Below are 25,416 nucleotides of genomic sequence, written 5' to 3'. Positions count from 1 at the left end.
GTACTGCTCCCGTTCTTCTCCTTCATGACGTTCCTCATCGCCGTACCGACCGGCGTGAAGTTCTTCAACTGGATCGGAACGATGTGGAAGGGGTCCTTGAGTTTCGAGACCCCGATGCTCTGGGCGACCGGCTTCCTGGTCACCTTCACCTTCGGTGGTCTGACGGGTGTCATCCTGGCCTCGCCGCCGATGGACTTCCACGTCTCGGACTCGTACTTCGTGGTGGCGCACTTCCACTACGTCGTCTTCGGCACCGTCGTCTTCGCGATGTTCTCCGGCTTCCACTTCTGGTGGCCGAAGATGACCGGCAAGATGCTCGACGAGCGCCTCGGCAAGATCACCTTCTGGACGCTGTTCATCGGCTTCCACGGCACCTTCCTTGTCCAGCACTGGCTGGGTGCCGAGGGCATGCCGCGTCGTTACGCGGACTACCTCGCGGCCGACGGCTTCACCGCCCTGAACACGATCTCGACGATCAGCTCGTTCCTGCTCGGCATGTCGATCCTGCCGTTCCTCTACAACGTGTGGAAGACGGCCAAGTACGGCAAGCCGGTCGGCGTCGACGACCCGTGGGGCTACGGCCGCTCGCTGGAGTGGGCGACGTCCTGCCCGCCGCCGCGGCACAACTTCCTCACCCTGCCGCGGATCCGCAGCGAATCCCCGGCGTTCGACCTGCATCACCCTGAGATCGCCGCTCTCGACCAGCTCGAGAACGCGCCTCACGGTGAGAAGGCTCTGGCTGGTGGCAAGGAGGCCGGCAAGTGAAGATCCAGGGCAAGATGTTCATGTGGCTGAGCATCTTCATCCTCGCCATGGCCGTCGTCTATGGCGTGTGGTCGAAGGAGCCGGCCGGTACCACGGCCCTCTTCCTGGCCTTCGGTCTGTGCATCATGGTCGGCTTCTACCTCGGCTTCACGGCCAAGCGGGTCGACGCCGGTGCGCAGGACAACAAGGAGGCGGACGTCGCCGACGACGCCGGCGAGGTCGGGTTCTTCAGCCCGCACAGCTGGCAGCCGCTGTCCCTCGCGGTCGGAGGCGCGCTCGCCTTCCTGTCGATCGCGATCGGCTGGTGGCTGCTCTACTTCTCGGCGCCGATCATCATGATCGGCCTGTACGGCTGGGTCTTCGAGTACTACCGCGGTGAGAACCGCACCCAGTAGCACGCGCAGAGCCCATCGGGAGCCCGGACACTCCGTAAGGAGCGTCCGGGCTCCCGCTTTTGCCCCAATATCGTTCCCTCGTACGGATTACCCCGCGCGCCGTCCTTGACGAACGTCCATAGCGTGAGGGACATGAACCACTCTCCGCGCACCCGCACCGTCGTCAGCTGCACTCTGCTGGTGATCGCCCTCGGCGCGGGCGGCACCGCGTGCAGCGGCGGAGGCAACCCGCTGGCCGGCAAGCCGTACGACGCGACGGACCAGCTCTCCTTCAACGGCCTCAAGAGCGGCGGGAAGAAGGCCGACCCCGACAAGGCCCTCGAGGTCGCTGCCGAGGACGGCGGACACATCACGGATGTCACGGCCACGGACGCCGCAGGCCGCTTCGTGGCGGGCGAACTTTCCGCCGACGGCACCCGCTGGCACAGCACCTCCCCGCTCGCCGCCAACGCCCACTACACGGTGCGGGTGAGCACGGAGGACGAGGACGGGGCGCCGGGCCGCAAGGTCCTCACCTTCGACACCAGCAACCCCACCACCAAGAAGCGCCTGGAGGTGAAGTTCGGGCCCGACTCCGGCGACTACGGCGTCGGACAGCCCGTCACCGCCCAACTCGACAAGCCCGTCAAGGACAGGACACAGCGCGCCATCGTCGAACGGGCGCTACGGGTGGACTCCGTGCCCGCCGTGCAGGGCGCCTGGCACTGGGTGGACGACAAGGAGCTCCACTACCGCCCCAAGGACTACTGGCCCGCCCACGCCACCGTCCAGGTGCACAGCAACCTGGACGGCATCAAGGTCGGCGACCGTCTGTGGGGCGCCAAGAGCAAGCCGCTGAAGCTCACCATCGGCGACAGCATCATCGCCGTCACCGACGCCTCGGCGCACTCCATGACGGTGTACAAGAACGGCGAGGACATCAGGGAACTCCCCGTCACCACCGGCAAGCCCGGCTTCGAGACCCGCAACGGCGTCAAGGTCGTCCTGGGCAAGCAGTCCTTCGTACGCATGCGCAGCGCCACCGTGGGCATCGCCGAAGGCAGCTCCGACTCCTACGACCTGCCCGTCTACTGGGCCACCCGCCTCACCTGGAGCGGCGAGTACGTCCATGCCGCCCCCTGGTCCGTGGGCTCCCAGGGCTACGCCAACGTCAGCCATGGCTGCACCGGAATGAGCACCGGCAACGCCCAATGGTTCTTCAACACCGTCCACGAGGGCGACGTGGTGAAGGTCATCAACTCCAACGGCGACACCATGGAGCCCTTCGGCAACGGCTTCGGCGACTGGAACCTCACCTGGAAGAACTGGCGCACGGGCAGCGCGCTGGTAGGCGGAACCCCGGACGGCCCCAGCCCGGACGACGCGGCAAGACTGAGGCCACAGAGCGTTTAACACGGGGTAAAGGGCAGCGGCTTTCAGGGGCGCGGGGAACTGCGCGACAAGCCACAACGGACCCGCAGTCGCCGAAAGACCCCTACCCCCGAGCCGCTAGGCGCTCTGCCGAAGCGCCTTCTGCCGCAACAGCGAAGCCAACGCCGCAGCGAACTCCACAGGCTCCACAGGCAACGTCACAGCGGCATCCGCCCGACTCCACGTGGCCAGCCACGCATCCTGAGGCCGCCCGATGAGCAGAAGCACCGGCGGGCAGTTGAAGATCTCGTCCTTGATCTGCCTGCACACCCCCATGCCCCCCATGGGCACGGCCTCGCCGTCCAGGACGCACACGTCGATCCCGCCCCGGTCCAGCTCCTTGATGACGGCGGCCGGCGTCGCACACTCCAGGAACTCGACGACGGGAACGTCGGGAGCAGGCCTTCGCCCGGTCGCCAGCCGCACCTGTTCGCGGGTGTTGGAGTCGTCGCTGTAGACCAGCACCGTGGCGGTCGGCTGCATAGTTCCTCCGAGACGTCAGCGTCGTACGGAAAGGCCCGATGGGGCGGATGTTACTCCGTTCAACACCACGTCAACACCGGTATGGACGGGAGCAACACTCCGAACGGCACCCCCCGGAGTGAGGGCGGGATAAGCGACCGACATAATGTCGGTCGTGGCGACAGCAACGACAGTAGAAACCGGGCACGCGCACCCGTCGGTCAACCGGCCGAACCTCACCAGCGTCGGAACCATCATCTGGCTGAGTTCCGAGCTGATGTTCTTCGCGGCCCTCTTCGCGATGTACTTCACCCTGCGATCGGTGACCGGTCCGGATCACTGGAAGGAGATGGCGAGCCATCTCAACCTTCCGTTCTCCGCGACCAACACCACGATCCTGGTGCTCTCCTCCCTCACCTGCCAGCTCGGCGTGTTCGCCGCCGAGCGCGGGGACGTGAAGAAGCTCCGGGGCTGGTTCATCATCACGTTCGTGATGGGTGCGATCTTCATCGGCGGTCAGATCTTCGAGTACACGGAGCTGGTGAAGAAGGACGGCATCTCGCTGTCCTCCGACCCGTACGGCTCGGTGTTCTACCTGACCACCGGGTTCCACGGCATGCACGTGACGGGCGGCCTCATCGCCTTCCTGTTCGTTCTCGGCCGCACCTACGCGGCCAAGAGGTTCACCCACGAGCAGGCGACCGCGGCCATCGTCGTGTCCTACTACTGGCACTTCGTCGATGTCGTGTGGATCGGCCTCTTCGCCACGATCTACCTGATCAAGTAGCCGGGCCCGTTCCCGCGTGCGCCCGCGCGGCGCACAACCCACAAGCATCGACGCAGAAGATCCTGACACCGGGGTAATCCGTGAAAAAGCTCTCCGCACGACGACGCCATCCCATGGCGGCTCTCGTCGTCCTACTCCTCGCGCTGGCATGCACCGGGGGGCTGTACGCCGCGTTCGCACCCGCGAGCAAGGCGCAGGCCGATGACACCGCCCAGTCCCTTGCCATCGACGAGGGCAAGAAGCTCTACTCCGTGGGCTGCGCCAGCTGCCACGGCACCGGCGGTCAGGGAACCACCGACGGTCCGAGCCTCGTCGGCGTGGGCGCCGCGGCCGTCGACTTCCAGGTCGGCACCGGCCGTATGCCGGCCCAGCAGCCGGGCGCTCAGGTCCCGAAGAAGAAGGTCATCTACTCGCAGGCCGAGATCGACCAGCTCGCCGCGTACATCTCCTCCTTCGGCGCCGGCCCGTCCATCCCGACGAAGGCGCAGTACGGCCCGGACGGTGCCGACATCGCCAAGGGTGGCGAGCTGTTCCGCACCAACTGCGCGCAGTGCCACAACTTCACCGGCAAGGGCGGTGCGCTGACGCACGGCAAGTTCGCGCCGAGCCTCGAGGGCGTCGACCCGAAGCACATCTACGAGGCCATGCAGACCGGCCCGCAGAACATGCCGTCGTTCCCTGACACCACGATGTCGGAGCAGAACAAGAAGGACATCATCGCGTACCTCCACGCGGTCAACGGAGACGACACCGAGAGCCCCGGCGGCCTTGAGCTGGGCGGACTCGGCCCGGTCTCCGAGGGCCTGTTCGCCTGGATCTTCGGACTCGGCGCGCTGATCGCGGTCGCCGTCTGGGTCGCCGCTCGGACCGCAAAGGCCAAGAAGTCATGAGTAGCCAAGACATTCCAGAAGAGAACCTGCCCGCTGAGCAGGACGCGCACGGCGCCGTAAGCGTCGCGGACGAGAAGAACCCGTTCGCCGACCCCGGTCTGCCGCCCCACGAGCACCGGGTGCAGGACATCGACGAGCGGGCCGCCAAGCGGTCCGAGCGTGTGGTGGCCATGCTGTTCACGGTCTCGATGCTGGCCACGGTCGGCTTCATCGCCTCGTACGTGGCGATCCCGCACGACAAGGCGATCTACGTCTTCCCGATCGGCCACATCAACGCGCTGAACTTCGCGCTGGGCCTGACCCTGGGCCTCGCGCTGTTCGCCATCGGCGCGGGCGCGGTCCACTGGGCCCGCACCCTGATGTCCGACGTGGAGATCGCCGACGAGCGGCACCCGATCGAGGCCTCGCCCGAGGTCAAGGCCAAGGTCATGGCCGACTTCAAGCAGGGCGCCAAGGAGTCCGCGCTCGGCCGCCGCAAGCTCATCCGCAACACGATGTTCGGTGCGCTGGCCCTGTTCCCGCTCTCCGGTGTCATGCTGCTGCGCGACCTCGGACCGCTGCCGGGGACCAAGCTCCGCCACACGCTGTGGTCCAAGGGCAAGCTGCTCGTCAACATGAACACCAACGAGCCGCTGCGTCCCTCCGACGTCGCGGTCGGCTCGCTCACGTTCGTCAAGCCCGAGGGCCTGGAAGAGCACGACGAGAACTTCCAGACCGAGATCGCCAAGGCTGCCCTGATGATCGTCCGGATCCAGCCGGAGAACATCAAGGACAAGCAGGAACTCGACTGGTCCTACCAGGGCATCGTGGCGTACTCGAAGATCTGCACCCACGTCGGTTGCCCGATCTCGCTGTACGAGCAGCAGACGCACCACGTGCTGTGCCCCTGCCACCAGTCCACCTTCGACCTGTCCGACGGCGCCCGGGTGATCTTCGGCCCCGCCGGTCACGCCCTGCCGCAGCTGCGCATCGGCGTGAACGACCAGGGCTACCTCGAGGCGCTCGGCGACTTCGAGGAGCCCGTCGGTCCTGCATTCTGGGAGCGCGGATGAGCACCAACGAGAACAACGAGTCCCGGCGCGGCAAAGCGCCGGCCGGCGAGCGCGTCGCCGACTGGGCCGACGGCCGGCTGGGGATCTACTCCCTGGCCAAGACCAACATGCGCAAGATCTTCCCCGACCACTGGTCGTTCATGTTGGGCGAAGTGTGCATGTACAGCTTCATCATCATCATCCTCACGGGTGTGTATCTGACGCTGTTCTTCCACCCGTCGATGAACGAGGTGGAGTACCACGGCAGCTACATCCCGCTGCAGGGCCAGATGATGTCCGAGGCGTTCAACTCGACCCTGCACATCTCCTTCGATGTGCGCGGCGGTCTGCTGATCCGGCAGATCCACCACTGGGCCGCGCTGATCTTCCTCGCGGGCATGTTCGTGCACATGATGCGCGTGTTCTTCACCGGCGCGTTCCGCAAGCCGCGTGAGGTCAACTGGCTGTTCGGCTTCCTGCTGTTCGTCCTGGGCATGTTCACCGGCTTCACCGGTTACTCCCTCCCGGACGACCTGCTCTCCGGCACCGGTGTCCGCTTCATGGAGGGCGCGATCCTGTCCGTGCCGGTCGTCGGCACGTACCTGTCGATGTTCCTCTTCGGCGGCGAGTTCCCGGGCGGCGACTTCGTGGCCCGCTTCTACTCGATCCACATCCTGCTGCTGCCGGGCATCATGCTCGGCCTGATGGTGGCGCACCTGATCCTGGTCTTCTACCACAAGCACACGCAGTTCGCGGGCCCCGGAAAGACGAACAACAACGTCGTCGGCATGCCGCTGCTGCCGGTGTACATGGCGAAGGCCGGCGGCTTCTTCTTCCTGGTCTTCGGTGTCATCGCGGCCATCGCGGCGATCGCCTCGATCAACCCGATCTGGGCCATGGGCCCCTACCGTCCGGACCAGGTGTCGACCGGCGCCCAGCCCGACTGGTACATGGGCTTCTCCGAAGGCCTGATCCGCACGATGCCGGGCTGGGAGATCAACCTGTGGGGCCACACGCTCGTCCTGGGCGTGTTCATCCCGCTGATCATCTTCCCGCTGGTCCTGGTCGCGATCGCGGTCTACCCGTTCATCGAGTCCTGGGTCACCGGCGACAAGCGCGAGCACCACATCCTGGACCGTCCGCGCAACGCCCCGACGCGTACCGCCTTCGGTGCGGCGTGGATCTCCTGGTACTTCGTGCTGCTGGTCGGTGGCGGCAACGACCTGTGGGCCACGCACTTCCACCTGTCGATCAACGCGATCACCTGGTTCGTGCGTGTCGGCTTCTTCGTCGTGCCGGTGCTCACCTTCATCGCCACCAAGCGGATCTGCCTCGGCCTCCAGCGCCGCGACAAGGACAAGGTGCTGCACGGCCGCGAGTCGGGCATCATCAAGCGCCTTCCGCACGGTGAGTTCATCGAGGTGCACGAGCCCCTCAGCCAGGACGCCCTGCACACCCTCACGGCGCACGAGCAGTACAAGCCGGCCGAGATCGGCCCGACGGTCGACGAGAACGGCGTCGAGCGCAAGGTCAAGGGCTCCGAGCGACTGCGCGCCAAGCTCAGCGAGGCGTACTACGGCGAGGAGTCCCAGATTCCGAAGCCGACGGTCGAGGAGTACAGGGAGATCACGAGCGGCCACGGCCACCACTGATCGCTGCGGCTCGCCACGCCACGGCAGAAGGGCCCCCGTCCGGTCTTCGGACGGGGGCCCTTTTCCATGCCCTGAGCTGGATAGGGTGGCTTCACACTCGTTTTCTTCTTCTACGACGACCAGGAGCGGCCTTATGAGCGCTGTGACCCCCGCTGGAGGCGACACCGCGGCGGGCCGTTCCTGGCCCCTGCTGCTGAACGGCCTGCTGGACGGCCACGACCTCACCGCCGACGACACCGCCTGGGCGATGGACCTGATCATGCGCGGTGAGGCGACCGACGCCCAGATCGCCGGGTTCGCGGTGGCGCTGCGTGCCAAGGGCGAGACCGTCGAGGAGATCACCGGCCTCGTCCGGACGATGTACGAGCACGCGAACGTCATCGAGGTGCCGGGCCGGACCGTCGACATCGTCGGCACGGGCGGTGACGGCGCGAAGACGGTGAACATCTCCACGATGTCGGCGATCGTCATCGCCGGCACGGGCGCAAAGGTCGTCAAGCACGGCAATCGGGCCGCCTCCTCCGCGTCCGGCGCCTCGGACGTCCTGGAGAAGCTCGGCGTCAATCTGGAGCTGACGCCGAAGCGGGTGGCGGAGGTCGCGGAGGAAGCCGGCATCACGTTCTGCTTCGCCATCAAGTTCCACCCGGCGCTGCGTCATGTCGCCGCCGCACGAGGGCAGTTGGGCATCCGGACGACCTTCAACGCGCTCGGTCCGCTGACCAACCCGGCGAAGGTGAGGGCACAGGCGGTGGGCGTCGCCGACCCGCGCCTGGCTCCGCTCATCGCGGGCGTCCTCGCCGAACGCGGCAACTCCTCCCTCGTCTTCCGCGGCGACGACGGCTTCGACGAGCTGACGACCACCTCCACGTCCCGGGTGTGGGTCGTCCGCGACGGCAAGGTCACCGAGGAGACCTTCGACCCCCGGGACGTCGGCATCGAACTGGTCCCGGTCGAGGCCCTGCGAGGCGCCGACCCGTCGTACAACGCGGAGGTCGCCCGCAGGCTCCTCGACGGCGAGAAGGGCCCCGTACGGGACGCCGTACTGCTGAACTCGGCGGCCGCGCTCGTGGCTCTCGACCCGGGTCCCGGGACGCTGGCCGAGCAGATCCGGGCCGGTATGGACAAGGCGGCGGAGTCGATCGACTCCGGCGCGGCCAAGCGGGCGCTGGAGCGCTGGGTCGCCGCCAGCAACGCGTAGCAGAGGACCGCGGTCCCGCAATCCGGACAGGAGTTGCGGGACCGCGATCACTTCACGTACGTTCCTGTCCAGGTCATGAGTGACAGTCATGAGGCCCCGGCCGACTGTCCGGCAACCCTCCGTCCGTGGCGGGGTGCCCCGGGTGAGGACCAGGCCGTAGGCAGCGAGGTCTACGGCAAGCGCGGACCCCTCGAGCAACCAGGGGTCCTGGTCGTCGAGGAGCCTTCCGTGAGCAAGCGAATGCGATAGGGCCGCAGAGCCCCGCCTCCGCATCCCCTTTCCTTTTCACGCCCCTGCTTGAGCCGTACCGCTCGCGGGGCGAATTCCACCTGCTTCCACGGGAGTTCCGCCATGTCTGTCTCCACCGCTGCCGCCGCCACCTCCGTTTGCAGTGACATTTCGGGGGCGCTGCCCGTTCTGGGCCGGGATGTCACCGTCCCGCTCGTCACGGGCGGCGAAGTCACCTACGCCGCGCTCGACTACGCGGCCAGCGCCCCGGCCCTGCAGCGCGTCTGGGACGACGTGGCGGCGTACGCGCCCTACTACGGGAGCGTGCACCGCGGCGCCGGCTACCTCTCCCAGCTGTCGACCGACCTCTTCGAGAACGCCCGCAGGACGGTCGCCGAGTTCCTCGACTGCCGGCCCGACGACCAGCTGATCTTCACCCGCTCCACCACGGACTCCCTCAACCTGCTGGCCCAGGCCCTTCCGGCCGACTGTCAGGTCTTCGTCTTCGAGACCGAGCACCACGCCAGCCTGCTGCCCTGGAAGGACGCCCGGGTCACCTACCTCAACGCCCCGCGCACCCCGCAGCAGGCCGTGGAGACCCTGGAGCGCGCCCTCGCCGACCGCGACCCGTACGGCCCGGCCCTGGTCTGCGTCACCGGCGCCTCGAACGTCACCGGCGAGCTGTGGCCGGTCCGCGAGCTGGCCGCCGCCGCCCACGCGCACGGCGCCCGTATCGTCCTGGACGCCGCCCAGCTCGCCCCGCACCACCCGGTCTCCGTGCAGGACCTCGACGTCGACTGGGTCGCCTTCTCCGGCCACAAGCTGTACGCGCCCTTCGGCTCCGGCGTGCTGGCCGGCCGCGCGGACTGGCTGCAGGCCGCCGACCCCTACCTCGCGGGCGGCGGCGCCAGCCGCAAGGTCACCCGGCGCGCGGACGGCGGTGTGGATGTGGAGTGGCACGAGAGCGCGGCCCGCCACGAGGCCGGCTCCCCGAACGTGATCGGCGCCTACTCCATCGCCTCCGCCTGCAGGGCGCTCACCGAGGCGGGCTTCGACACCCTGGTCGCCCGGGAGCAGCACCTGATCGAGAAGGTCCGTGCGGGCCTGGCAGAGGTCCCACAGGTCAAGGTGCTGTCCCTCTTCGGCGATGACGCGCCCCGGGTCGGCGTGATCTCCTTCGTCGTCGAGGGCTGGAACAGCTCGCACTTCGCCGCCGCCCTCTCCGCCGAGTACGGCATCGGCGTCCGCGACGGCCTCTTCTGCGCCCACCCGCTGGTCCGAACCCTTCTCGGCACCGACCCCCAGACCCAGGGCGAGTGCGGCGCCCCCGAGGCCGCCCCCGGCGAAAAGTCCCTCAACGCCATCCGCGTCAGCTTCGGCGCCGGCACCCCCGACGAGCACGTCGAGCGCTTCGTCACCGCCGTGAAGGAGCTGGTGGCGGACGGCGCGAAGTGGCAGTACCGAACGGAGGACGGCCGCTGCGTCCCGGCAGTCTGAATTTGACCGCCGTCAGGGGCAGCGGCTCTTAGGGGCGCGGGGAACTGCGCGACCAGCCACAACGGACCGGCACCCGCACACGAACCGCGCCCCGCAGACGCCTAGGCGTCGATCAAGAATCCAACCCGATGGCAAACGCGGCCTCAAGGTCATGCTGGGAGTACGTACGAAACGCGACGTGCGTATCCGTCGCCTCCACCCCGGGGATCTTGCTGATGCTCCCAGGGATCACATCAGCAAGATCCTCATGCTGCTTCACACGAACCATCGCGATCAGGTCATACGTCCCGGTCACGGAAAACACTTCGCTCACAGACTCCAGCGAAGCGATCCGCTCCGCGATCTCAGGGATCCGGTCCACGCTGGTCTTGATGAGGACGATCGCGGTGATCACGGCTGGTTCTCTCCCTCGGGGGCCGGAGCTGGGGCGGACCTCACTCTAGTCGTACGGCCGAATCGGACCCAGGCGTAGACGAAGCCCACGCCGAAGCCCACCAGGTGGGCCAGATAGGCCACCCCCGGTCCCGTCGCCGCGCGCCCGGCCGCCAGCCACTGCAGGGCCGCCCAGAAGGGCAGCACGATCCAGGCGGGGAAGCGCAGGGGGAGGAAGAACAGGAACGGCAGAAGACTGGTCACCCTCGCCCCGGGGAACAGGTACAGAAACGCACCCAGGACCGCCGAGATCGCCCCGGACGCGCCGACCAGGGACTGCTGGGACGTGGCGTTGGCCGCCGCGTACCCCAGCAGCGCGAGGTAGCCGCAGCCGACGTAGAAGAGCGTGAACTGGACGCGGCCCATCCGTTCCTCGGTCATCGCCCCGAAGACGTAGAGGAAGAGCATGTTGCCGAGCAGGTGCACCCAGCTGCCGTGGACGAAGAGGGCCGTGGCGGGGGTCAGGGCGGCCCTGGGGGAGCCCTGGAACAGTTCGGCCGGGACTACCCCCCAGCGGTGGAAATAGGCGCGCTGGGCGGCGAGCAGCGCGTCCGCGGAACCGTAGGCCGGACTGAGGCCGGCTGCCGGGCCGGTCACGAAGAGCAGACAGCACAGGGCGATCAGCGTGTGCGTCAGGGGCGCCGAGGGGCGCCGGATCGCTCTGCCGAGGGTGGCGGTCCACTTGCCGATCATGAACACAGAGCATGACGTAACGGGACGCAGTCGCACAGACCGCCTCGCCGCCGTGGACGGGCGGGCGGCGAGTCCGCCCCAGGCCGTAGGGTTACGAGCCACACGCCCGGGGAAGCCCGGGCGTCATTGACAATAGAAGGCCTAGAAGGAAAGAGCACAGGCACGATGACGGTTCCCCTCCCGACCGCCACGACGCGGTGGCGCTGCACCCTCTGCGGCAACCTCACGCGTTTCGACGTGACCCGCTCGTCGAAGGTGGTCGAGTACGTCCACCTCGATCTGGCCGGTGAGCCCAAGGTCGAGGAGCGCGAGGTGGTCAGTGAGACCATCGAGTCGGTGCGCTGTCGCTGGTGCAACGCGGTGGATCAGGTGGAACTCGTGGACAGGCCGGGCGCCGACTCCTGAGGGAGCGGCCCCACAGGTAATGGGGTGTGACGGATGGTGGAGACCACAGGCGGGGGGCCGGACGACGGCACCGCCGAGGTGCTTGACCGTCCGCTGCCCGACGGAGTGCGCCGCAGGGTCGTCCAGATCGTCTCGGACGGCTTCGGCGGGCTGACCGTCGGCGAACTGCCCGCACAGCTTCGGCAGTACGCCCGTTTCGCACCGAACCGGCGGGCCAAGTTCGCCGGCAACGCGATGGCGGCCGCGCTGGAGACCGATCCGCTGTTCCGGCAGCGGATCGGGGAGAAGCTGAGAGAGGCCCAGCCGGAACTCGCCGGCGCCCTGGACTCCGGCTCGCCGCCCCCGGCCGCGGATCCGCTCGACGTGGCGGCCGCGGCCTATGTTCTGCGGCCCACCGGCTGGGTGAAGCTCGTGACCGCGGCCGGCGAGGAGGCCCAGCGGGCCGACGCCGAGCGGGCCGACGAGGAGAACCGGGCCGAGCTGGAGCGGCTGCGCGAGGAGCTCGACCGGGCCCGGGAGCAGACCCGGGCCGACACCGAGCGGCTGCGCACCGAGCTGGAGGCCGCCAGGAAGGAGGCCGACTCGCTGCACCGCAAGCTGCGAGCGGCCCACAGCGACGTCAAGCGGGGCGAGGCCGCCCTGCGCAAGATCCAGGGCGAGATCGAGGCCGTACGCGCCGAGGGGCAGGCGCAGGTGTCCGCAGCCGAGAGCGAGTCCCGGCGGCTGAAGTCGCGGCTCGGGGAGGCGGAGGCCGCTCTGGAGGCCACGCGCAAAGCAGCGCGCGAGGGGCGCAGTGTCGAGGACATGCGCGTGCGCCTGCTTCTGGACACCGTCCTGGACGCGGCCCAGGGGCTGCGCCGGGAGCTGGCGCTGCCGCCCGTGTCCGTACGGCCGGCGGAGACCGTCGATGCGGTCGAACCGGGACGAATGACCCCCAAGGACATCGCTGCGCGTGCTTTGTCCGAAAATGACCCCGCGATCCTGGATCAGCTGCTCGAGCTGCCGCAGGCGCATCTGGTCGTCGACGGTTACAACGTCACCAAAACGGGTTATCCCCAAATGCCTCTGGAGAAGCAGCGGTTGAGGCTCCTCGGGCAGCTTTCGCAACTCGCTGCACAGACCGGCGCCGAGGTCACCTGCGTCTTCGACGGGGCCGAACTGGTCGCCCCCGTGCTGCTCGCGCCGCCGCGCGGAGTGCGGGTGCTGTTCTCCAAACCGGGCGTCACCGCCGACGAGTTGATCCGCCAGCTGGTGCGCGCTGAGCCCCCCGGGAGGCCCGTCATCGTGGCTTCCACGGACCGTGAGGTGGCCGACGGAGTGGCCCGCGCGGGGGCGCGGCCGGTCGCTTCGGCGATGCTCCTGAAGCGGCTCTCCTGAGCTGTTTCCCGGGCCGCTGTCCCGAAGGTCGAACTTCTAGGTTTAATGCCCGAATTGGCGCAATCGTCACGCAACGTAGCGTCAACCTGGCGTCACCGCACGTGGGTTATGTGCAAAGAATGCATTGCGTCACTAAGATTTTTCACGCGAGGATTTGAAGTGATCACAAGAAGGTCACTAAGGTCGGGCCTCGAACCTCCGAGCGGGTGATCACTCACAAGAAGGAGCCCTCTTCCGTGGCGTCCCATCGTCGACCGAAGCAGCCGAGCCGGGCTCGCGTGACTGTGCTCACCACCGCAGCTGCTGCCGCTGTTGCCATCAGCGCCCAGGCCGCGAACGCCGCGCCGAGCGAGAAGCCCTCCAAGGACGAGGTCAAGGCCAAGGTCGACAAGCTGTACGAGGCGGCCGAGCAGGCCACCGAGAAGTTCAACGGCGCCAAGGAGAAGCAGGAGAAGCTCCAGAAGGAGATCTCCACCATCCAGGACAACGTCGCCCGCGGCCAGGAGGAGCTCAACCAGCTGCGCGACACCATGGGCCTGGCGGCCGCCGCGCAGTACCGCACCGGCTCCATCGACTCCTCCCTCCAGCTGTTCCTGTCGTCGAACCCGGACGACTACCTGGACAAGGCGTCCACCGCCGACCAGCTCAGCGCCCAGCAGGTCGAGGCGCTGAAGAAGATCCAGGAGAAGCAGCGCGAGCTCGCCCAGGAGCGCGCCGAGGCCTCCGACAAGCTCAAGGACCTTGCCTCCACTCGCGCCGAACTGGGCAAGAAGAAGAAGGACATCCAGGGCAAGCTCGCCGAGGCGCAGAAGCTGCTCAACTCGCTGACCGCCGCGGAGCGGGCGGCGCTCGCCGCCGCCGACGCCCGCGCCAGCCGCTCCTCCGCCAGCCGCGTGGACCTCGGCGACGCGCCCCCCGCCTCCGGCAGGGCCGCCGCCGCCTTCCAGGCCGCCCAGACCCAGCTCGGCAAGCCGTATGTCTACGGCGCCACCGGCACCGCCTCCTACGACTGCTCGGGCCTGACCTCCTGGGCCTACGCCCAGGCCGGTGTCTCGATACCGCGCACCTCGCAGGCGCAGGCCAACGCCGGTACCCGGATCTACTCCGAGAGCCAGCTCAAGGTCGGCGACCTCGTCCTCTTCTACGGCGACCTGCACCACGTCGCCCTGTACGCGGGCAACGGCCAGGTGATCCACGCCCCGCGCACCGGCACGACCGTGCGCTACGAGTCGATCAACAACATGCCGTTCCAGTTCGGCGTCCGGATCTGACACGCGCCCCTGAGGATCCGTTTCAAGATCAGGACACCGTTCCGCCCGAACGGGCGAATTACGTGAACCCGCACTGACCCCACGCCCCGCCGATGACCTGCGTCAGAGGCGGGGCGTCACGTTGTGTGCCCGCAGAGGTCGCTGGCCGCCGCGCACTCGCATGGCTAGCATCACCGCGTCCCTCGACGGAAGTTGTCGGACCTACCGCCGGACGGGCGGAAAGTCACGCCTGCGGAGGCCGCGTAAGACCAGCCCACACGGGCCGGCGGAGGCCTGTGAAACAGGAACCCGTGGTGGCGTCGCGAAGCGGTGCGGACCAGAATCTCCTGCCCCCCGGGCCGGAGAGGGCGTCAATGTCTGCCGCGTTTCCCCCGGACCCCGGGGGAGGCCGGTGGCGTCCGGCACATGGAAGGAGCGCCGCTACTCGTGAGGTCCCACCGCCGCCCTGCGCCGTCCGGGTTCAACCGGGGCGCCGGCACCGCCCTGTGTGTGCTGTCCGCCGCGGCTTCCGCCCTCGGCGCCGTCCCGGCCGACGCCGCTCCGTACGACCACACCCGGGCCGAGGTGGACCGCCTCTACGCGGAGGCCGAGAGGGCGACCGAGGCCTACAACAAGGCCGACGAAACCGCCGGCAGGCTGCAGAAGCAGGTGCACGACGCGCAGGATCTGATCGCCCGCCAGCAGGAGCGCATCAACTCCGTGCGGGAGTCGCTCGGTTCGCTGGCCGTCGCCCAGTACCGCTCCGGCGGCATCGACCCGACCCTCGCCCTGCTCTTCTCCGACAACCCGTCCGACTACCTCGACAAGGCCTCCGCCCTGGACCGGATCAACGCCCATCAGGCGGGCGAGCTCAGAGACCTCCAGTCCTCGATGCGCAACGTCGCCCAGGAGCGCGCCGAAGCGGTCGGTAAGCTCGCCGAGCTGGAGAAGAGCCGCAAGGCCGTCGCCGTCCACAAGAGGATCGTCGAGCGGAAACTCGCCGAGGCGCGCCGGCTGCTCAACTCCCTGCCGTACGAGGAGCGTGCCGCCTACGGCCGTGCCTCCCGGGACGGCCGCGGCGAGCTCTTCCCCGAGCTCGGCGGCGCCCTGCCCGCCTCGGCCCGCGCGGCCGCCGCGATGGCCGCCGCCCGCTCCGCACTCGGCACGCCGTATGTCTGGGGCGCCACCGGCCCCTACGGCTTCGACTGTTCGGGGCTGATGCAGTGGTCGTACGCGCAGGCCGGGGTCCAGCTGCCGCGCACCTCGCAGGAGCAGGCGTACGCCGGGAGGCAGATCCCGCTCTCCGAGGCGCGCCCCGGCGACCTGGTCGTCTACCGTTCCGACGCCAGCCATGTCGGGATGTACATGGGCAACGGCCAGGTGATCCACGCGCCCTACCCCGGCGCGCCCGTGCGCTACGACCCGGTGGACATGCTGCCGGTGTCCTCGGTCACGAGGGTCTGACCAACCTGGCCCGTCGGCCTTACGATCGGAAAGTGGCTGGTCGTGGGCGGGCGTCGAGGTTCTCAGTGGTGGCGCTCGTGCTGCTGCTCGTCTCTCTGGTGGCGTGCGGCGGGCAGCCCGCGGGCGGCGGCGCCGGGGCCGATCTGCAGCGGGTCCTCGACCGGCGGTCCACCGCCGTCCTCGACCGCGACCGGGCGGCCTTCCTGAAGACGGGCGCGCCGGGCTGGTTCGAGAACCTGCGCGGGGTGCCGCTGGCCTCCTGGTCGTACCGTGTGACCGCCCTGCACCGCACAGGCGACGAGGCGACCGCCGACGCCGAACTGCGCTACCGGATCGAGGGATACGACAACGCACCCGTCACCGTCGGCCGCACCCTGACTCTCTCGCGGGAGAGCGACGGGCAGTGGCACGTGGACGCGGACAGGCCCGCCAGGAAGTCCGCCCAGCAGCTGTGGGACCAGGGTGCGGTGACCGTCGTACGCGGCAGTCACGGCATCGTTCTCGGCACCGGGCAGTCCAGCGAGGCGCTGCACTCCTACGCGGACCTCGCCGACCGTGCGGTGCCCGCCGTGTCCGGGACCTGGGGCAGCGACTGGGCGGGGCATGTGGTCGTGCTCGTGCCGGGGTCGGTGGAGGGCATGGCGGGGCTGCTCGGCTCGCCCGCCTCCCAGTACCGCGGGATCGCGGCGGTCACCACGGGCGAGGTGGGCGGCCCGCCGACCGCACCCGCGGACCGCATCATCGTCAACCCGGACGCGTACGCCCTCCTCGGGCCGCTGGGCAAGCAGGTCGTGCTCACCCATGAGACCACCCATGTCGCGACCCGGGCCCACACCAATGCCGCCACCCCGCTGTGGCTGTCCGAGGGGTACGCCGACTGGATCGGCTACCTCGGCACCGGCCGCACCGCGGCCGAGGCAGCGCCCGAGCTGGCACGCGCGGTGGGCGAGGGGCGGGTGCCGGAACATCTGCCCACCGACAAGGACTTCGGCTTCAGCGGCGACGCGACGAAGCTGGCGCAGGCCTACGAGGGCGGCTGGATGGCCTGCCGGCTGATCGCCCAGCAGTGGGGGCTGAAGCGGCTCGGCCAGTTCTACCGCGCGGTCGGCGACCACCGGCAGCGGGCGGGCTCGGTGGAGGGTGCGATGAGGCAGGAGCTGGGCACGACGCCGGAGAGGTTCACCGGGCAGTGGCGGGACTACCTCAGGGCTCAACTCGGCTGATCGAGCCGGGCGATGGCCTCCCTGAGCCAGGCGCGCTCGGCCTCGCCGGTGGCTCGCGCGACCCGCAGCATGCCTTCCCGGAACAGGTCGTCCGTCTCCTCCGCGCGCACGGGTCTGCCGTCGTCGTAGAAGAAGCTCGAGGGTGTCTGAAGGAAGTCCAGGCGGCGGCGCAGCACCGCGGCCTGTTCGCGGGGGTCCGGCAGGTGCCGCAGGAAGGACAGGACCGTGTTGAAGCGGACCTGGTCGGTGATCTCCGCCTGCTTCGGGTGGCGCAGCCGCTCCAGCAGGTCCTCGCGGCCCTTGTCGGTGAGGGAGAGCACGCGGCGGGGGGCTGCGCTCGCGCCGGGTTCGGTGTGCTGGTCGAGCTTGCCCGCGGCGACGAGACGGGTGAGGGCGGGGTAGAGCGCGCCGTCGCTGACCGGGCGGACATGGCCGCTCAGCGCCTTGATGCGCTCCTTCAACTCGTAGCCGTGCAGTGACTGTTCGGCCAGGAAGCCGAGGATCGACAGCTCCAGCAACGTTTCCTCCTTGCGGGCGCAATGCGGCCATGGTACCTCTTAACGAGCTACCTCTATTCGAGGTAGCTCGCTTCGAGGGGGACCAGTCGTGAACGCGCACCGCAGACAGCTCATATCGCTCGCCCACCCGGTCTACTTCTCACTCCTCGCCTCCGTCGCCGCCGGGATCATCAACACCGTCTGGGTCTCCCGGCTCGGCGGTGCGGCGGTGGCCGCCGTGGCCGTGGCGACCAACACCGAGAACGTGCTGCTCGGCGTCTCGCTGGTCTTCGCCTCCGGTACGACGGTGCTGGTCGCGCACGCCAGGGGGGCGCGGGATCCGGGGGCGGTGCGGGCGGCGGTGCACGGGGGCTGGGCGCTGTGTGCGCTGGTCACGCCGGTCGTGGTCGCGGGCGGGCTGCTGCTGCGGGAGCCGCTGGCCCGGCTGGTGCTGGGCGGCGGCGAGGGCGCGGCGCTGTCGCTCGCCGTCGGCTACTTCGCGATCTCACTGCCGGGTGTCGCCGTCTTCTTCGCGCAGAACCTCGTCGACGGAATCCTCAAGGGCGCGGGCGACACGAGGACTCCGATGCGGCTCGCGCTGCTCGCCAACGGTCTGATCCTGGTCTGCGACCCGTTCCTGATCCACTGGTACGGGGTGCAGGGCGCCGCCGCCTCGACGGTGCTGTGCCGGTTCCTGGCCCTCGGGGTGGGGCTGTTCGCGGTGCGGCGCAACGCCTTGCTGCGTGAGGCGGCCGGGGTTCAACCCGCCGAGCCGGTCCGCGCCGCGCTCCGCCGCACCCTCACCACCGGCCTGCCCATGTCCGCCGACTTCACCGTGCGGCAGGGCGGCGCGCTGGTCCTGGTCGCCATCGTGGCGCGGCTCGGGGTGACGGCCGTGGCCGCGTATTCGATCGCGTACAAGGTCATGTATGTGGCGACCATGGCCTTCTACTCCGTGCGGCAGGCCGCCTCCATCCACACCGCCCATACCCGGGGTGCCGGGAGGGACGCGCGCCGGGCCATCGGGCGGCAGGCGGTGCTCGTGTCCGGGACGGTCGGGCTCGGGGCGGCCGCCGCCCTGTTCGTCACCGCCCCCTGGATCATGGCCGCCTTCGGCGCGGGGCCGGACGTCGCCCGCGCCGGTGTGCTGTTCCTGCGCTGCATCGGGCCCTACCTGCTGCTGATGGCCTGCTTCATCGCGCTCGGCGGGGTCTTCGAGGGGAGCGGGGGAGCGCCGGTACTGCTGCGGGTGACAGTGCTCGGCACCGCGGTCCAACTCCCACTGGCGTACGGCCTGTCGGGGCTCGGCCTGCCGGGCGTCTGCCTGGCGCTGGCGCTCGCGATGGGGGTGCAGTGCGCGGTGGTGGGCGTGCTGTTCCGACGGGCCGCCCGGCGTCAGGGGGACGTCGAGGTCTCCCTGGTGCGCGTCGCCTGAGTGGGCAGGGGCGGGACCGGCTCGCGGGAGACCGTCGACTGCCACAGTTCCACGGCCCCGAGCACGGCGGCGACGACCAGCAGGCCGTTGCGGACGACGAGGAGGCCGACGCCCAGGGTGTCGCTCGCGACGACGTGCTGGAACCAGAGGGGGAACTCCAGCACCGTCACGAAGGCGGCCGCGAGGACCAGCGCCACGGGCACCCCCATCCGGCTGCTCCGGAAGCACAGGCAGACGGCCGCCAGACCGACCAGCCACACCATGTACTGCGGGCTGATCACCCGGCTGGTGACCGTGAACATCAGCACCGCGACGAAGGCCGTGTCGGCGAGCGTGTTCGGCAGGAACCGCGTGGCCATCAGCCGCCACAGCAGCAGCCAGCCGAAGACGACGCCGGTCAGGAACAGGGCGGCAGAGCTGACCAGACCGACATACGGGCCGAGGAACTCGATCGAGCCGTAGTTCAGCTGCACCTCGCCGTTCCAGCCGAACTGCCGGGCGATGTGGAAGACGAGGGAGCCCAGCGACTCCACCTCGGTGCCGCGGTTGCGCTGGAAGGTCAGAAAGGCGAACGCGCCGGGCATGGTCACCGCGAACAGCGCCGCGAGCGCTGCCACGGTCGCCGCCGCCCAGGCCCAGCTGCCGCGCTTGCGGACGCCGACCAGCAGCAGCGCCGGCCACACCTTCAGCATCGCCCCGAAGCCCACCAGGACACCCATCACACGCGGATGCCGGGCGCCCGCGAGCAGCCCGGCCACGGCCACCGCGGTGACCATCACGTCGTAGCGCGCGTACACGGTCGGCCCGAGCAGCGGTACGCCCAGCACCCACACCCAGGCGCCGCGCACGGTCTTGCCGGGGCGCAGCCCCGCGTACAGGAGCAGTGACAGGACGACCAGGTCCGCCAGGAAGGCGAGGACGAAGAAGGCGGTCGCGTAGTCGAGGAAGCCCAGCAGCGCGGGGGAGAGTATCGGGAGCGCGGCGGCCGGCGGGTACTGCCAGGTGACGTCGTCCAGCGGGAAGGTGCCGTGGCGCAGGGTCTCGTACCAGCCCTGGTAGATCACGGACACATCGGTCGTGACGTCCGGGCCGGGGAAGACGAACACCTTGAGGACGAACAGCAGCAGCACCAGCCTGGTCAGGCCCCAGGTCACCAGCAGTCCCGCAAGGGTCCGCCTTCCGCCCGCAATGTCCACCGGAGCCCCGTTTCAGTCCGCTTCCCGTTCCGGTCTTGAGGGGAACATGATGTCCTGTGCAGCTGTGTGCTTGCCATAAACGTGGCCGTGCCGAGCTGTGCGCGACCGTTGGATGCCCGTTGGATAGGGTCGGCGGCGATGCACAAGACCCTGATCGTGACGAACGACTTCCCGCCCCGCCCGGGCGGTATCCAGGCGTTCCTGCACAACATGGCGCTACGGCTCGACCCCGACCGCCTCGTCGTCTACGCATCCACCTGGAAGCGCAGCCGGGAGGGGATCGAGGCCACGGCCGCCTTCGACGCCGAGCAGCCCTTCACCGTCGTACGCGACGCCACGACGATGCTGCTGCCCACGCCGGGCGCGACCCGACGGGCGGTGGGGCTGCTGCGGGAGCACGGCTGTACGTCGGTGTGGTTCGGTGCGGCGGCGCCGCTCGGTCTGATGGCGCCGGCGCTGCGGAAGGCGGGCGCCGAGCGGCTGGTGGCCACGACCCACGGTCACGAGGCGGGGTGGGCGCAGCTGCCCGCCGCCCGGCAGCTGCTGCGCCGGATCGGGGAGTCGACGGACACGATCACCTACCTCGGCGAGTACACGCGCTCGCGGATCGCCACCGCCCTGACCCCTGCGGCGGCCGGGCGGATGGTGCAGCTGCCGCCGGGCGTCGACGAGAAGACCTTCCACCCGGAGTCCGGCGGCGACGCCATCCGGGCGCGCCTCGGCCTCACCGACCGGCCGGTCGTCGTGTGCGTGTCCCGGCTGGTGCCGCGCAAGGGCCAGGACACCCTCATCCTCGCCATGCCCCGCATCCTGGCCGCCGAGCCGGATGCGGTACTGCTGATCGTGGGCGGCGGCCCGTACGAGAAGGACCTGCGCCGGCTGGCCCACGAGACCGGCGTGGCCGACTCGGTGCGCTTCACGGGCGCGGTCCCCTGGTCCGAGCTCCCGGCCCACTACGGCGCCGGCGACGTCTTCGCGATGCCGTGCCGGACGCGGAGAGGCGGGCTGGATGTGGAGGGCCTGGGGATCGTGTACCTGGAGGCGTCGGCGACCGGCCTGCCGGTCGTGGCGGGCGACTCGGGCGGCGCCCCGGATGCCGTACTCGACGGCGAGACCGGCTGGGTGGTGCGGGGCGGCTCCGCAGAGGAGGCGGCCGAGCGCATCGTCGTACTCCTGGGCGATGCGGAGCTGCGGCGCCGGATGGGGGAGCGCGGCAGGGAGTGGGTCGAGGAGAAGTGGCGCTGGGATCTGCTGGCCGAGCATCTCAAGGCCTTGCTCTAGGGCAGCTCCCGGTCAGGGGCGCGGGGCTGTGTCGATATGCGGCTCCGCCGCGTGAGCGCGAGAAACCACAAACAACCCGCACCCGCCGACAACGAATATGTGGCACCCCACTAGGCGGAACCCGAAAATCCGCCCATGCTGCGCACATGACAGCAAAACTGATACAACGTCAGCTGACGAGACGTCAAATCCTGGGCATGGTGGCCCTGCAGACGGCCGCCGCCGCGGGCCTGACCCGCATAGGTCTCGAATCCGCCCACACCGCCGAGCCCGACGCAGTCGACTCCGCCCCGGCCATCGTGGTCGGCTCCGGCTACGGCGGCGCGGTCGCCGCCCTCCGCCTCGGCCAGGCCGGCATCCGCACCCTCGTCCTGGAGATGGGCCGCCTCTGGAACACCCCCGGCCCCGACGGCAAGGTCTTCTGCAACACCGCCAACCCGGACCAGCGCTCCATGTGGTTCCGAAGCCGCACCGAGGCCCCGCTGGCCAGCTTCCTGTGGCTGGACGTCGTCAACAAGGACATCACCCCGTATCCCGGCGCCCTGGACCGCGTGCACTACGACAACATGTCCGTGTACGTCGGGCGGGGCGTCGGCGGCGGCTCCCTGGTCAACGGCGGCATGGCGGTCACCCCGCTCCAGTCGTACTTCACCGAGCAGTTCCCGACCGTGGACGCGAGCGAGATGTACAACACGTACTTCCCGCGGGCCCGTTCCATGCTCGGCGTCAACACCGTCGACCCCACGTGGTTCGAGTCCACCGAGTGGTACCAGTTCACCCGGACCTCCCGTAAGGCCGCGACGAAGACCGGTCTGAAGACCACCTTCGTCCCGAACGTCTACGACTTCGACTACATGCAGCGCGAGGCGGCCGGCACGGCGACCAGGTCCGCGCTCGGTCAGGAGGTCATCTACGGCAACAACTACGGCAAGCGCAGCCTCGACAAGACGTACCTGGCCTCGGCGCTCGGCACCGGGAACGTCACCATCAACACCCTGGAGAAGGTGAAGACCATCGGCCGGGCGGGCGACGGGAGCTGGACCCTGACCGCGGACCGGATCGACAACACCGGCGCGGTCGTCGAGACCAGGCAGTACAGCTGCACGTACCTCTTCCTCGGCGGCGGCAGCCTCGGCACCACCGAACTCCTCGTCCGCGCACGGGACACGGGCGCCCTGCCCGCCCTGAACTCCAGCGTCGGCGCCGGCTGGGGCACCAACGGCAACACCATGCTCGGCCGCGCCAACCACATCTGGGACACCACCGGCGCCAACCAGTCGACCATGCCGGTCATGGGCATCGACGACTGGGCCAACACCGCCAACCCGGTCTTCGCGGAGATCGCCCCGCTGCCCATCGGGTTCGAGACCTGGGTCAGCCTCTATCTGGCGATCACCAAGAACCCGGAGCGGGCGAGTTTCACGTACGACTCCTCGACCGGCGGGGTCAAGCTCGGCTGGAGTGCCGCACAGAGCGCCGTCTCGGTGGCCATGGCCAAGAAACTGTTCGACCGGATCAACTCGGCCAACGCCACGATCTACCGCTACGACCTCTTCGGCTCGTCCAACAAGGTCTTCGCCGACGACTTCTGCTACCACCCGCTGGGCGGCTGCGTCCTCGGCAAGGCGACCGACAACTACGGCCGGGTGAAGGGGTATTCGAAGCTGTACGTCACCGACGGCTCGCTCGTGCCGGGCTCGATCGGCGTGAACCCGTTCGTGACGATCACCGCGCTCGCCGAACGGACGATGGCGCGGGTCCTCGTGGAGGACACCGCGCCATGAGCCGTCGTACGGCCTGAAAAGGGTCGTACTACTTCTGGTAGATCGCCTCGATCTCGTCCGCGTAGTCCTTCGCCACCACATTGCGCTTGAGCTTCAGCGACGGCGTCAAGTGGCCGGACTCCTCAGTGAACTGGGAGGACAGAATGCGGAACTTCCGCACCGATTCCGCCTTCGACACCGCGGCGTTGCCGTCGTCGATTGCCGACTGGATCGCGGCCTGCAGGTCCGCGTCCTCGCGCAGCGACGCCGCGGTGGAACCCGCCGGCTTGCCGTGCTCGTCGGCCCAGCGGCCCAGGAACTCCTCGTCGACGGTGACCAGCGCGCCCACGAACGGCCGCCCGTCGCCCACCACCATGCACTCTGCGACCAGGGCGTGCGCCCGGATGCGGTCCTCGATCACGGCCGGGGCGACGTTCTTGCCGCCCGCGGTGACGATGATCTCCTTCTTGCGGCCGGTGATCCTGAGGTAGCCGTCCTCGTCGAGGGTGCCGATGTCACCGGTGTGGAACCAGCCGTCGGCCAGCGCCTCCGCGGTCGCCGCCTCGTTGTTCCAGTACCCCTTGAACAGGTGCTCGCCGTGCAGCAGCACCTCGCCGTCGTCCGCGATACGGATCACCGAGCCCGGCAGCGGCTGGCCGACCGTGCCGATCTTCTGGCGGTCCCAGGGGTTGAAGGCGGTGGCGGCACAGGACTCGGTCAGGCCGTAGCCCTCCAGGACCGAGAAGCCGATGCCGCGGAAGAAGTGACCCAGGCGCTCGCCCAGCGGGGCACCGCCCGAGATGGCGTACTCGCCGCGGCCACCGAGCACCGCGCGCAGCTTGCTGTAGACGAGCTTGTCGAACGTCTTGTACTTGATCTTCAGGCCGAGCGACGGGCCGGACGGCGTGTCCAGCGCGCGGCTGTACGCGATCGCGGTGTCCGCCGCCTTGTCGAAGATCTTGCCCTTGCCGTCCGCCTGCGCCTTGGCGCGCGCCGAGTTGTAGACCTTCTCGAAGACGCGCGGCACGCCGAGGATCAACGTCGGCCGGAACGAGGCCAGTTCGTCGGTGAGGTTCTTGATGTCCGGGACCAGGCCCAGCTTGATCGGCGCCATCATCGGCGCGATCTGCACCAGCCGGCCGAAGACGTGCGCGAGCGGCAGGAACAGCAGGACGGAACACTCACCGGTACGGAACAGCGGGCGCAGCCGTTCCACGATGTTGCCGCACTCGGCGAAGAAGCTGCGGTGGGTGAGCACACAGCCCTTGGGGCGGCCGGTGGTGCCGGAGGTGTAGACGATCGTCGCCGGGTCGTCGGCCCGCGCCAGCGAGCTGCGGTCCTCGACCATCGCGTCGGTGACGTCCTTGCCGGCGTTGCCGAGTTCCTCCAGCGCGCCGGCCTCGATCTGCCAGACGTGCTTGAGGGCGGGCAGCGACTCGCGCACCGACTCGACGGCGGCCGCGTGGTTGTCCAGCTCGACGATCATGGCGGTGGCGCCCGAGTCGGACAGGATCCACTGCACCTGCTCCGGCGAGCTGGTCTCGTACACCGGCACGGTGACCGCGCCCGCGCTCCAGATCGCGAAGTCCAGCAGCGTCCACTCGTACCGGGTGCGGGACATCAGGCCGACCCGGTCGCCGGGCTGGACACCGGAGGCGATCAGACCCTTGGCGGCCGCGTGCACCTCGGCCAGGAAGGTGGTGGCCGTCACGTCCTGCCAGGCGCCGCCCACCTTGCGGGCGATCACGGCGACGTCGGGATGCTGCGCGGCGTTTCTGCGGACGATGTCGGTCAGATTGCCGTCCGCAGGGACCTCGTACAAAGCCGGAAGGCTGAACTCGCGCAAGACTGCTGCTCCTAATAAGGCGCCGGCGCCACGACGTTGTGTGATGCGACGGTGGGTCCAAGGCTCGGGCAGGTACTCAGAGATTCAGTGGTTGAAATACTGAGCACGAATGGACTGCCCGGACGTTACCCGCCGGTATGGCTTCTTCGACAGGGGGTCCCGGCGAGATGTTCGCTGCGTCACACAGGTTGGTGTTCCATTGCGTACGGTAGTCCACCCGCTAACTGACTGGCCAGTAA

Annotated in this window: 23 protein-coding genes and 1 riboswitch; of the genes, 17 read left to right on the top strand and 6 right to left on the bottom strand. The window is 69.1% G+C overall.

Translation table 11 applies throughout. The annotated features are described in order from the left end of the window. From ACWDAG_RS10510 to ACWDAG_RS10500, 3 genes are all read left to right on the top strand, one after another. Positions 1-765: cytochrome c oxidase subunit I (locus ACWDAG_RS10510; RefSeq protein WP_450695186.1), on the top strand; the 765-nt coding region annotated here is incomplete at its 5' end. Beyond that, positions 762-1,160 (top strand): cytochrome c oxidase subunit 4, encoded by a 399-nt coding sequence (locus tag ACWDAG_RS10505; protein WP_450695185.1) that lies wholly within the window; start codon positions 762-764, stop codon positions 1,158-1,160. The genes ACWDAG_RS10510 and ACWDAG_RS10505, both read left to right, overlap by 4 nt. Positions 1,161-1,292: 132 nt before the next feature. Further along, positions 1,293-2,552, top strand: coding sequence for an Ig-like domain-containing protein (locus ACWDAG_RS10500; RefSeq protein WP_450695184.1), 1,260 nt, complete (start codon positions 1,293-1,295; stop codon positions 2,550-2,552). Between the two features lie 96 nt (positions 2,553-2,648). Here ACWDAG_RS10500 and ACWDAG_RS10495 read toward each other — a convergent pair whose 3' ends face one another. Continuing rightward, positions 2,649-3,053, bottom strand: a complete 405-nt coding sequence (locus ACWDAG_RS10495) for a hypothetical protein (RefSeq protein WP_450695183.1) — start codon at positions 3,051-3,053, stop codon at positions 2,649-2,651. Between the two features lie 145 nt (positions 3,054-3,198). On the opposite strand from ACWDAG_RS10495, the gene ctaE reads away from it, so the two are divergent. The 6 genes from ctaE (at position 3,199) to ACWDAG_RS10465 (ending at position 10,315) form a co-directional block, all read left to right on the top strand. Then, the gene (gene ctaE / locus ACWDAG_RS10490; RefSeq protein WP_450695182.1) at positions 3,199-3,819 is read left to right on the top strand and encodes an aa3-type cytochrome oxidase subunit III; all 621 of its coding nucleotides are present in this window, start codon (positions 3,199-3,201) and stop codon (positions 3,817-3,819) included. 80 nt (positions 3,820-3,899) lie between these two features. Then, complete coding sequence (gene qcrC / locus ACWDAG_RS10485; protein WP_450695181.1) at positions 3,900-4,709, top strand: cytochrome bc1 complex diheme cytochrome c subunit; 810 nt, start codon at positions 3,900-3,902, stop codon at positions 4,707-4,709. Next, positions 4,706-5,761, top strand: coding sequence for a cytochrome bc1 complex Rieske iron-sulfur subunit (qcrA, locus tag ACWDAG_RS10480; protein ID WP_450695180.1), 1,056 nt, complete (start codon positions 4,706-4,708; stop codon positions 5,759-5,761). The genes qcrC and qcrA overlap by 4 nt, the downstream gene beginning before the upstream one ends. Next, positions 5,758-7,392: a cytochrome bc1 complex cytochrome b subunit gene (qcrB, locus tag ACWDAG_RS10475; protein WP_450695179.1), complete on the top strand. Its 1,635-nt coding sequence runs from the start codon at positions 5,758-5,760 to the stop codon at positions 7,390-7,392. The genes qcrA and qcrB overlap by 4 nt, the downstream gene beginning before the upstream one ends. Positions 7,393-7,525: 133 nt before the next feature. Beyond that, positions 7,526-8,590 (top strand): anthranilate phosphoribosyltransferase, encoded by a 1,065-nt coding sequence (gene trpD, locus ACWDAG_RS10470; RefSeq protein WP_450695178.1) that lies wholly within the window; start codon positions 7,526-7,528, stop codon positions 8,588-8,590. 71 nt (positions 8,591-8,661) lie between these two features. Beyond that, a riboswitch (SAM riboswitch) is annotated at positions 8,662-8,778 on the top strand. Between the two features lie 163 nt (positions 8,779-8,941). After that, positions 8,942-10,315, top strand: coding sequence for an aminotransferase class V-fold PLP-dependent enzyme (locus ACWDAG_RS10465; protein WP_450695177.1), 1,374 nt, complete (start codon positions 8,942-8,944; stop codon positions 10,313-10,315). A 112-nt stretch (positions 10,316-10,427) separates the two neighbouring features. Here ACWDAG_RS10465 and ACWDAG_RS10460 read toward each other — a convergent pair whose 3' ends face one another. Together ACWDAG_RS10460 and ACWDAG_RS10455 are read right to left on the bottom strand one after the other, a co-directional pair. Continuing rightward, on the bottom strand, positions 10,428-10,709 hold the full coding sequence (locus tag ACWDAG_RS10460; protein ID WP_099928230.1) for an Lrp/AsnC family transcriptional regulator: 282 nt from the start codon (positions 10,707-10,709) through the stop codon (positions 10,428-10,430). Continuing rightward, positions 10,706-11,440: a rhomboid family intramembrane serine protease gene (locus tag ACWDAG_RS10455; RefSeq protein WP_450695176.1), complete on the bottom strand. Its 735-nt coding sequence runs from the start codon at positions 11,438-11,440 to the stop codon at positions 10,706-10,708. The genes ACWDAG_RS10460 and ACWDAG_RS10455 overlap by 4 nt, the downstream gene beginning before the upstream one ends. Before the next feature lie 165 nt (positions 11,441-11,605). Between ACWDAG_RS10455 and ACWDAG_RS10450 the strand changes: the two genes are divergently transcribed. From ACWDAG_RS10450 to ACWDAG_RS10430, 5 genes are all read left to right on the top strand, one after another. Then, on the top strand, positions 11,606-11,845 hold the full coding sequence (locus ACWDAG_RS10450) for a hypothetical protein (RefSeq protein ID WP_009309707.1): 240 nt from the start codon (positions 11,606-11,608) through the stop codon (positions 11,843-11,845). Positions 11,846-11,878: 33 nt separating this feature from the next. After that, on the top strand, positions 11,879-13,222 hold the full coding sequence (locus ACWDAG_RS10445) for an NYN domain-containing protein (RefSeq protein WP_450695175.1): 1,344 nt from the start codon (positions 11,879-11,881) through the stop codon (positions 13,220-13,222). A 236-nt stretch (positions 13,223-13,458) separates the two neighbouring features. Continuing rightward, positions 13,459-14,493 carry an NlpC/P60 family protein gene (locus ACWDAG_RS10440; RefSeq protein WP_450695174.1) on the top strand — a complete coding sequence of 345 codons (1,035 nt, stop codon included), beginning with the start codon at positions 13,459-13,461 and terminating at the stop codon, positions 14,491-14,493. 426 nt (positions 14,494-14,919) lie between these two features. Then, positions 14,920-15,936, top strand: coding sequence for an NlpC/P60 family protein (locus ACWDAG_RS10435; RefSeq protein WP_450695173.1), 1,017 nt, complete (start codon positions 14,920-14,922; stop codon positions 15,934-15,936). A gap of 32 nt (positions 15,937-15,968) precedes the next feature. Next, complete coding sequence (locus ACWDAG_RS10430) at positions 15,969-17,159, top strand: hypothetical protein (protein WP_450695172.1); 1,191 nt, start codon at positions 15,969-15,971, stop codon at positions 17,157-17,159. Here the strand turns inward: ACWDAG_RS10430 and ACWDAG_RS10425 are convergent. Continuing rightward, on the bottom strand, positions 17,147-17,677 hold the full coding sequence (locus ACWDAG_RS10425; protein ID WP_450695171.1) for a PadR family transcriptional regulator: 531 nt from the start codon (positions 17,675-17,677) through the stop codon (positions 17,147-17,149). The two genes, ACWDAG_RS10430 and ACWDAG_RS10425, sit on opposite strands and share 13 nt — an antisense overlap. Positions 17,678-17,765: 88 nt before the next feature. Here ACWDAG_RS10425 and ACWDAG_RS10420 point away from each other — a divergent pair, with 88 nt between their 5' ends. Then, positions 17,766-19,091, top strand: coding sequence for an MATE family efflux transporter (locus ACWDAG_RS10420; RefSeq protein ID WP_450695170.1), 1,326 nt, complete (start codon positions 17,766-17,768; stop codon positions 19,089-19,091). Here the strand turns inward: ACWDAG_RS10420 and ACWDAG_RS10415 are convergent. Continuing rightward, positions 19,052-20,287, bottom strand: coding sequence for a glycosyltransferase 87 family protein (locus ACWDAG_RS10415; RefSeq protein WP_450695169.1), 1,236 nt, complete (start codon positions 20,285-20,287; stop codon positions 19,052-19,054). The two genes, ACWDAG_RS10420 and ACWDAG_RS10415, sit on opposite strands and share 40 nt — an antisense overlap. A 138-nt stretch (positions 20,288-20,425) precedes the next feature. Between ACWDAG_RS10415 and ACWDAG_RS10410 the strand changes: the two genes are divergently transcribed. Both ACWDAG_RS10410 and ACWDAG_RS10405 read left to right on the top strand, forming a co-directional pair. Beyond that, positions 20,426-21,568 (top strand): glycosyltransferase family 4 protein, encoded by a 1,143-nt coding sequence (locus tag ACWDAG_RS10410; RefSeq protein ID WP_450695168.1) that lies wholly within the window; start codon positions 20,426-20,428, stop codon positions 21,566-21,568. Between the two features lie 146 nt (positions 21,569-21,714). Beyond that, positions 21,715-23,352: a GMC oxidoreductase gene (locus ACWDAG_RS10405; protein WP_450695167.1), complete on the top strand. Its 1,638-nt coding sequence runs from the start codon at positions 21,715-21,717 to the stop codon at positions 23,350-23,352. Between the two features lie 28 nt (positions 23,353-23,380). On the opposite strand, the gene ACWDAG_RS10400 is transcribed toward ACWDAG_RS10405, so the two are convergent. Beyond that, a complete protein-coding gene (locus tag ACWDAG_RS10400; RefSeq protein WP_450695166.1) occupies positions 23,381-25,177 on the bottom strand; it encodes an AMP-dependent synthetase/ligase in 1,797 nt (598 codons plus the stop codon). Positions 25,178-25,416: the final 239 nt, after the last annotated feature.

The sequence above is a fragment of the Streptomyces sp. NPDC001157 genome (assembly GCF_053598255.1).
The sequence above is the reverse complement of the archived record's forward strand: the minus strand, read 5'-3'. Positions and strand labels throughout refer to the sequence as shown.

Bases quoted from the DNA above. Each gene is read 5' to 3' on its own strand.
- ACWDAG_RS10465 (WP_450695177.1), top strand. From the start codon at position 8,942: ATGTCTGTCTCCACCGCTGCCGCCGCCACCTCCGTTTGCAGTGACATT.
- qcrA (WP_450695180.1), top strand. From the start codon at position 4,706: ATGAGTAGCCAAGACATTCCAGAAGAGAACCTGCCCGCTGAGCAGGAC.
- ACWDAG_RS10500 (WP_450695184.1), top strand. From the start codon at position 1,293: ATGAACCACTCTCCGCGCACCCGCACCGTCGTCAGCTGCACTCTGCTG.
- ACWDAG_RS10495 (WP_450695183.1), bottom strand. From the start codon at position 3,053: ATGCAGCCGACCGCCACGGTGCTGGTCTACAGCGACGACTCCAACACC.
- ACWDAG_RS10405 (WP_450695167.1), top strand. From the start codon at position 21,715: ATGACAGCAAAACTGATACAACGTCAGCTGACGAGACGTCAAATCCTG.
- trpD (WP_450695178.1), top strand. From the start codon at position 7,526: ATGAGCGCTGTGACCCCCGCTGGAGGCGACACCGCGGCGGGCCGTTCC.
- ctaE (WP_450695182.1), top strand. From the start codon at position 3,199: ATGTCGGTCGTGGCGACAGCAACGACAGTAGAAACCGGGCACGCGCAC.
- ACWDAG_RS10450 (WP_009309707.1), top strand. From the start codon at position 11,606: ATGACGGTTCCCCTCCCGACCGCCACGACGCGGTGGCGCTGCACCCTC.
- ACWDAG_RS10445 (WP_450695175.1), top strand. From the start codon at position 11,879: ATGGTGGAGACCACAGGCGGGGGGCCGGACGACGGCACCGCCGAGGTG.
- qcrB (WP_450695179.1), top strand. From the start codon at position 5,758: ATGAGCACCAACGAGAACAACGAGTCCCGGCGCGGCAAAGCGCCGGCC.
- ACWDAG_RS10410 (WP_450695168.1), top strand. From the start codon at position 20,426: ATGCACAAGACCCTGATCGTGACGAACGACTTCCCGCCCCGCCCGGGC.
- ACWDAG_RS10455 (WP_450695176.1), bottom strand. From the start codon at position 11,440: ATGATCGGCAAGTGGACCGCCACCCTCGGCAGAGCGATCCGGCGCCCC.